Origin of the sequence: Blautia sp. An81, assembly GCF_002161285.1 — a bacterium.
GTDB lineage: Bacteria > Bacillota > Clostridia > Lachnospirales > Lachnospiraceae > Blautia > Blautia ornithocaccae.
The window spans coordinates 61,865-68,375 of record NZ_NFHH01000021.1 but is presented as its reverse complement, the minus strand read 5'-3'; the positions used below and the strand labels follow the sequence as shown (position 1 = coordinate 68,375).

General features: G+C 44.3%; 6 protein-coding genes. 1 reads left to right on the top strand and 5 read right to left on the bottom strand.

Going from position 1 to position 6,511, the window contains the following annotated elements; all coding sequences use genetic code 11:
- Window positions 1-132: 132 nt before the first annotated feature.
- From B5G33_RS15835 to B5G33_RS15825, 3 genes are all read right to left on the bottom strand, one after another.
- Window positions 133-1,185 (bottom strand): helix-turn-helix domain-containing protein, encoded by a 1,053-nt coding sequence (locus B5G33_RS15835; RefSeq protein ID WP_087418307.1) that lies wholly within the window; start codon window positions 1,183-1,185, stop codon window positions 133-135.
- Between the two features lie 162 nt (window positions 1,186-1,347).
- Window positions 1,348-2,088, bottom strand: coding sequence for a metallophosphoesterase (locus tag B5G33_RS15830; protein WP_087418306.1), 741 nt, complete (start codon window positions 2,086-2,088; stop codon window positions 1,348-1,350).
- A 175-nt stretch (window positions 2,089-2,263) separates the two neighbouring features.
- Window positions 2,264-3,097 carry a class II fructose-bisphosphate aldolase gene (locus B5G33_RS15825; RefSeq protein WP_087418305.1) on the bottom strand — a complete coding sequence of 278 codons (834 nt, stop codon included), beginning with the start codon at window positions 3,095-3,097 and terminating at the stop codon, window positions 2,264-2,266.
- A gap of 266 nt (window positions 3,098-3,363) precedes the next feature.
- Between B5G33_RS15825 and B5G33_RS15820 the strand changes: the two genes are divergently transcribed.
- On the top strand, window positions 3,364-4,041 hold the full coding sequence (locus B5G33_RS15820) for a TetR/AcrR family transcriptional regulator (protein ID WP_087418304.1): 678 nt from the start codon (window positions 3,364-3,366) through the stop codon (window positions 4,039-4,041).
- 475 nt (window positions 4,042-4,516) lie between these two features.
- Here B5G33_RS15820 and B5G33_RS15810 read toward each other — a convergent pair whose 3' ends face one another.
- Both B5G33_RS15810 and B5G33_RS22640 read right to left on the bottom strand, forming a co-directional pair.
- Window positions 4,517-5,872 (bottom strand): MATE family efflux transporter, encoded by a 1,356-nt coding sequence (locus B5G33_RS15810; RefSeq protein ID WP_087418302.1) that lies wholly within the window; start codon window positions 5,870-5,872, stop codon window positions 4,517-4,519.
- Window positions 5,865-6,485 carry a sugar O-acetyltransferase gene (locus tag B5G33_RS22640; RefSeq protein ID WP_087418301.1) on the bottom strand — a complete coding sequence of 207 codons (621 nt, stop codon included), beginning with the start codon at window positions 6,483-6,485 and terminating at the stop codon, window positions 5,865-5,867. Before B5G33_RS22640 ends, B5G33_RS15810 begins: the two co-directional genes overlap by 8 nt.
- Between the last annotated feature and the right edge of the window lie 26 nt (window positions 6,486-6,511).

Sequence of the window (6,511 nt, the reverse complement as noted above, 5' to 3'; positions counted from 1 at the left end):
ATATTTATACATTTTATGCGAATTTGTCGAGCATAGCTTTGAGACCATAGGCTCAAAGCGGCACAGACTGAGCAATAAAATGTATAAATATTCTCGATTTTGATTAATGCGACAGCTCCCTTTATTTTATACTTATGAAGAAGTATATTTTTCTTTTAATTTTCTAAAGTCTTCTCTGTTTCGAAGAAAAGCATAACTATCTTCTTTTTCTATGGAATCCAGAAGAGCTTTTGTAATCTGGTTTCCAAAATCCGACTCCCCTTCCTTTTTCTCCTGGTGGGCAAGCAGAATAGAATCTCTCATGGAAAGAGGATTCTCTAAGGCCTCCAGCATCTCTTCCAAAATCTCTACACATCGTTTTCCATCTTTTTCTTCCATAGCCACGCTGAAAGAAACTGTCAGGCCGCTGTAATTCCATTTAAAAATCTCCATTACCTTCCGACTATAGTCAGCCAGCTCCCAGGCTCTCTTGTTCTCTCCTTCCCGCACAGCCACAACTGCAAGCTGGTCAAGGAGCAGAAAAGCTTCCTGGAGCAAGCCGTTCAGCTTCCGTTCCAGAAGCTTTGCCGCTTCCTGGTTTTTCTTCTCCTTCATACATAGAGAAATCTGAAGCTGTCTTTTGTCCATAGACTGGTATTCAGGAAGCATGTCGATCAGCTCCTGGGCTTTCTCATAGTCTTCATCCTGAATATATATGGAGGCCAAGGCATATCTGGACCAGTCTGCAGCGTTCTTATCCCCACACTGTATTGCCCTCTCTAAAAGCGAAACCGCCAAATCCCAGGCTTCTTCCGCCTTTTCCTCCGGATATGAAAACAATATCCGGATTCCTCTCAGCAGCGTTGCCATCTGATACAGAAGGGCCCCGCATAAAGGGTATTCCTTCACTCGCTTATTGACCAGTTCCATGGTCTTTTCTATATCGCCCTGCCTGGCTATTTCTGCCACTTCATTGGCATAGACTGCGATTTCTTCCCTTGACAGATTTTGGTGAAATCCCAGAAGAGTATTGGGATCGGTTCCAAGAAGTCTTGCAAGGGCCGGGAGAATGGCCAGATCCGGACAGGTGGTCCCACTTTCCCATTTATTCACTGCCGGAGCAGACACCCCCAGAAAATCTGCCACCTGCTCCTGGGTAAAGCCGCAGGCTCTCCTTTTTTCACGGATCACATCTTTCATCTGCATATTTTCTTCCTCCTGTTTTTATACTTGGAAGGCCTTCCTGCTTTTATTGTAACAGAGGGAAGACAAGCTGTATATTGAGGGCTTTTTAATCTTCAGGCAAATTTATTAACTTCCAGTTAAATTCTGAGTGCCTGTCCGTATCTGCTGTTTTTTCTGTTCTATTCAGGGCAGCACCTGAGCTGGTCGGAAATTCAGATAATCCCCGGAAACCAGCATATATTCTATGCCATGAAAATTTCCCCGTATGCTGTCTCCGAACCTGGATTCTCCGTGACAGTGGGAATACACTACTGCGGAAACTTTGTATTCCTCTGCGATTTCTGTAAAGGGAGAGTTTTTTTCCAGGATATTGGTAGGCGGATAGTGAAGGAACATAATAAACTTCTGATATCCCTCTTTCTTAGCCAGGCGGAAGGACTCCCGAAGCCTTTCCATTTCCCTTGCCACCAGTTTTTTTGCCTGTTCCTCCCGCTCTTCATCCCAGCCAATGATCTGCCCACGGCGGTTCAGATAAAAAGGTCCCTCAAAAGTAAATCCCTTGGTTCCCACCAGAGCATAATCCTGATAGACGGCAAAATTATTCTGGAGAAAAAACAGCCGGTCCTTGTATTCTTCATTAAGCCGTTCTGTTTTCTTTGCATCCCAGAACATATCGTGATTTCCCCGGAGAAGAATTTTCCGCCCCGGAAGCCTTTGGATAAATTCCAGATCCTCCCTGCATTCCGGCAGCTTTCTCCCCCAGGAATGGTCTCCGGTCAGCACCAGGGTATCTTCAGGCTTTACTGTCTTGTTTACATATTTTTCAATCTTCTTCTCATGATTCTTCCACACCTTTCCGAAAGAATCCATGGGTTTGTTGGCCTGAAAGCTTAAATGCAGGTCTCCCAGGGCATACAGCGCCATACAAGATCATCTCCTTTACACAATTTTTCCCTGTTTCTGCTAAAATTTTACACCCAGACAAAATTTCTTTCCATAAAAAAATGGACAAATCCCCGGCCATGCAAAGGAGGTTGTCCACTTTTTTATGTATATTCTTTATATTTGACACATTAAATGTTCCTGTCTGTAATCAGCCTCAGCAGTTAAAAACTTTGATATGATGTTTTACATTTTCATATGTTCCCCTTACCATTGCTTCATTCAGAGAGAAAAAGTTATGTTTTTCCTCAGTTTTCAGGTATTCCTCTGCCCGCTGGGTCAACTTATTAAAGCTGGCTGTGGCAATATTTACCTTGACAATGCCAAGTGAAATGGCTTTTTGAAAGTCTTCATCCGTAATTCCACTTCCACCGTGAAGTACAAGGGGAATTTCTGTCTTATTATGGATTTCCTCTAAAACATCAAAAGCCAGTTTTGGAGCCACCGGGTAATTGCCATGGGCGTTTCCAATGGCAACGGCCAACGCATCAATTCCAGTACGTTCACAGAATATTTTCGCATCTTCAGGGTTTGTGCAGCGGATGCCATGGTCACAGCTTCCGTCTTCGCTTCCTCCTACTAATCCCAGTTCAGCCTCTGTAGTCGCGCCGTATTTTTCTGCCAGTTTCACCACTTCCTGGGTCCTTTCAATATTTTCTTCAAACGGATAAGTGGAGCTATCATACATTACAGATGTAAATCCATAGTCCAAAGCTTTTTTTACCACATCCATGGTCAGGCCATGGTCAAGGTGAACCGCAATATCCACCTTTGCTTCCCTGGCGGCCTGCACCATCATTGGTCCCATAAGTGCCAGCGGAGAGTAGTTTAGCCGAACTTCTGCAATCTGCAGAATGATTGGTGTATTCAGCTCCTCCGCTGCCTGTACAGCGCCTTTGATCATTTCCATGTTTCCAACGCTGAAGGCGCCTATACCTCTGTGATTTTTCTCTGCCTGTTCCAACAGGGTTTTCATTGTTACTAATGCCATTTTTATCCTCTCCTTTTTCTGCAGAATGGTTTTACAGGCGTCATTCCGCAAATTTTTGCAGTCCTTTTTTGTGCTTTTATATTAACACGCTTTTCATTTGCGTGCAATATCTTTGAATAAACATCAGCACAATTATTACACGCATATAGAATCAGTCAGAAATCAAACTGCTATATTTTTACATACTATTCGTATGTATTCCTTGACATGTTTTCTTAATGAATTATAATGCAAACATACCAAGCGAATGTAATCAGGAGGCTTCTATGGCAAGAAATAAGTACCCGGAAGTAACAGTAGAAAAAATCCTGGAAGTATCACAGCGGCTGTTTCTGGAAAAAGGCTACGACAATACGACGATCCAGGATATTGTAAATGAGCTGGGCGGACTGACCAAAGGTGCTATCTATCATCATTTCAAATCAAAAGAAGAGATTATGGATGCTCTCAGTGAAAAAATGTTTACCAGCAACAATCCCTTTGAGGCGGTCAAAAAAAGAAAAGACTTAAACGGTCTGCAGAAAATGCAGCTGGCCATCAAGCTGAATCAGTCAGATGAAAACCAGATAGAACTGACCCGGCAGGCAATCCCCCTTTTAAAAAATCCTCGAGTTCTGGCCAGCATGTTAGAGTCCAATCGACAGTTTCTCTGTCCTTATTGGGAAGAACTTATTGAGGAAGGTCAGAAGGATGGTTCTATTCAGACCCAGTATCCCAAAGAGTTGGCAGAACTGCTGATCCTTCTGGATCTGTGGATGCTGCCTACCGTCTTTCCAGCAGACGCAGAAGGAATCCATAACCGGCATCTGTTTATTTTCCAACTGCTGGAGAAAATCGGTCTTCCTCTTTACGATCAGGAAATCGGTGAGCTGTTGGAATCCCTGCCAACAGTCCTGAAGGTGCCAGCAGTTTATTCACACTGGTCATTGTGCTCCCCTACCTGAGTTCCGGCTTTGTTCCCCTTGAAGCTATGCCTGCTCCCCTGGCAGTCTTTGCCAGCTACCAGCCCATGACTCCCATTATAGAGGCCATGCGCAGCGCTTTTCTGGGAACTTCTTTGGACATAAATAATCTTATTCTTTCTCTCGTCTGGTGCGTAGGGCTCACAGTCCTATTTTGCTCCATGTCACTGATTTTTTTCAGGAAAAAGCTCCAAAAATAACTCTTTCCCGAAAAATACTCCCGAAGATTTTCGGACAATAATTGAGGAGGAGTTGCCCCATTAATTATATCTTGCGGCAACTCCTCCCTTATCAAAATCCAGCAGGACAACTGTCTTATTTCGCCCTCAGGCTTCTCTCTTCCTCAAGGTCTTTTTCATCAATTTCCCGGTCCTTGTAGTAATAGTTACAGTTTATATTCAAATAGCAGCCCTCTCCCAAAGTAATGTGGGTTCCATAGCAAAAGTAAAAGGGCGGCTCAATCCAAGCCTTCCTCTCTGACCGTCAGGTCCTTCAGCCATTTATACTTTCTGTAATGCCGATAAACAGCAGGAAGTTTTACGATTTCATCTGAATTTACAATAAAATACACTGCCAGCACCGGCCACTTAAAGACAAAGGCAGCCAGCAGTCCTACAGGAACGGTAAAACACCAGAGAGTCACTGCGTCGCATAAGAAGCCGAATCTGGAGTCTCCTCCTGCACAGAAAATTCCGGCGATGGTAGTTCCATTCACATATTTTCCTACCATGTATACTGCACACATTGCCAGCATCCACCGCAGATACTCTTCTGCCTGAGGAGACAGATCCGTAATTTCCAGTACCAGAGGGCTGAGAAGCATCAGAAATATTCCTGAGAGGATTCCGCTGACCACAGCAATGTGACATAATTTTCTTCCATAGGCTTTCGCCGTTTCCAGCCGGCCTGCTCCCAGCTCATTTCCTACCATAATGCTGCCGCCGTTTCCGATTCCTCCAGCCAGACTGGCAATAAGGTTCTTCGCGATATTAGCAATAGAATTGGCTGCCACTGCGTCGGTTCCCAAGTGTCCCATAATTACGGAATACATAGTAAAGCCTCCTCCCCAGACCAGCTCATTTCCCTGAACCGGAAGCGTATAATGCCAGAAATCCTTTCTGAGCCCCTGGTCCGGCCTTCGGATATAGGCGAAACGGATTTTAATCCTTCCTTTCTTCGTCAGCTCTGCTAAAACCCAGAGAAGCTCTACCCCTCTGGCAATGGCTGTAGCCGCAGCTGCTCCCCCTGCTTCCATTCTGGGTGCTCCGAAAAATCCATAGATCAGCACTGCATTGAGAATAATATTCAGCAGAGCTGCTGCAGAACTGATGAGCATGCTCATTGAAGCCAGACCGCTGTTTTTCATGATACACAGATAAACCTGTGAAATTCCGCATAAAAGATAGGTAAGGCCTACAATCTGCAGGTACTGGACTCCGTAGTGGATCAGCTGGGGATCTGTAGTAAAAATCCTCATAAGAAGCCCTGGAAAAAAAGTTGCCGCAAAAAAGAAGACAAAGGAAACGGACATGGAACTTCTCAGAACAATCCCCAAAATCCGTTCTACTGCATCCTTGTCCCCTTTGCCCCAGTACTGGGCTGCAAACATGCTGGTGCCAATGGTCATTGCCATCAGGAACAGGTTGTATACAAAAGTAATCTGGCTTGCCAGAGATACGGCAGATAGCAGATCCTGTCCAATGGCTCCAACCATTAAAGCGTCCGATGCGCTGACCACAGCCAGCATAAACTGCTGAAAAGTAATAGGAAGTATCAGAGATGTAAGTTTTCTTCTGAATTCTCTCCTATCCATTGATCTTTTCCCATATTTCATCGTCAAACCGTTGTTTTTTATAGTAGTAAGGGCGGTCTTCCTCTGTAATCTCCCGGATTACCTTACAGGGATTTCCAGCAGCACAGACATTATCTGGAATATCCTTTGTCACTACGCTTCCTGCGCCGATTACTGCATTATTTCCAATCTTTACTCCCGGCAGTATCACACAGCTTCCGCCAATCCACACATTATCTCCAATGGTAACGGGAATTCCATATTCGTATCCGGAGTTTCTGCTGTCCGGGTGAATAGGATGACCGGCAGTATAAATAGCTACATTAGGTCCGAAAAGCACATTTTTACCAATGGTAATCTTTCCCACATCCAGCATAACGCATCCTGCATTTGCATAGAAGTTGTCTCCCAGTGTAATATGACTGCCATATTCACAGTGGAAAGGTGGTTCAAAATATACACTTTTGCCGTGGACCATTCCTGTTTTATTCAAACACTCCATACCCTTCTCCGGTTCAAAAGGCATGACCTGATTGTATTCTCTGATAAGTTTTTTTGTCACCATCTGTTCTGCTACAACGCTTTCATCTGAAAAATAAGCCATTCCATGGTCTCTGCGATATCTGTTATCCATATGTATTCTCCTTAGATACTGATTTT

Bases quoted from the DNA above. Each gene is read 5' to 3' on its own strand.
- B5G33_RS15810 (WP_087418302.1), bottom strand. From the start codon at position 5,872: ATGGATAGGAGAGAATTCAGAAGAAAACTTACATCTCTGATACTTCCT.
- B5G33_RS15830 (WP_087418306.1), bottom strand. From the start codon at position 2,088: ATGGCGCTGTATGCCCTGGGAGACCTGCATTTAAGCTTTCAGGCCAAC.
- B5G33_RS15835 (WP_087418307.1), bottom strand. From the start codon at position 1,185: ATGCAGATGAAAGATGTGATCCGTGAAAAAAGGAGAGCCTGCGGCTTT.
- B5G33_RS22640 (WP_087418301.1), bottom strand. From the start codon at position 6,485: ATGGATAACAGATATCGCAGAGACCATGGAATGGCTTATTTTTCAGAT.
- B5G33_RS15820 (WP_087418304.1), top strand. From the start codon at position 3,364: ATGGCAAGAAATAAGTACCCGGAAGTAACAGTAGAAAAAATCCTGGAA.
- B5G33_RS15825 (WP_087418305.1), bottom strand. From the start codon at position 3,097: ATGGCATTAGTAACAATGAAAACCCTGTTGGAACAGGCAGAGAAAAAT.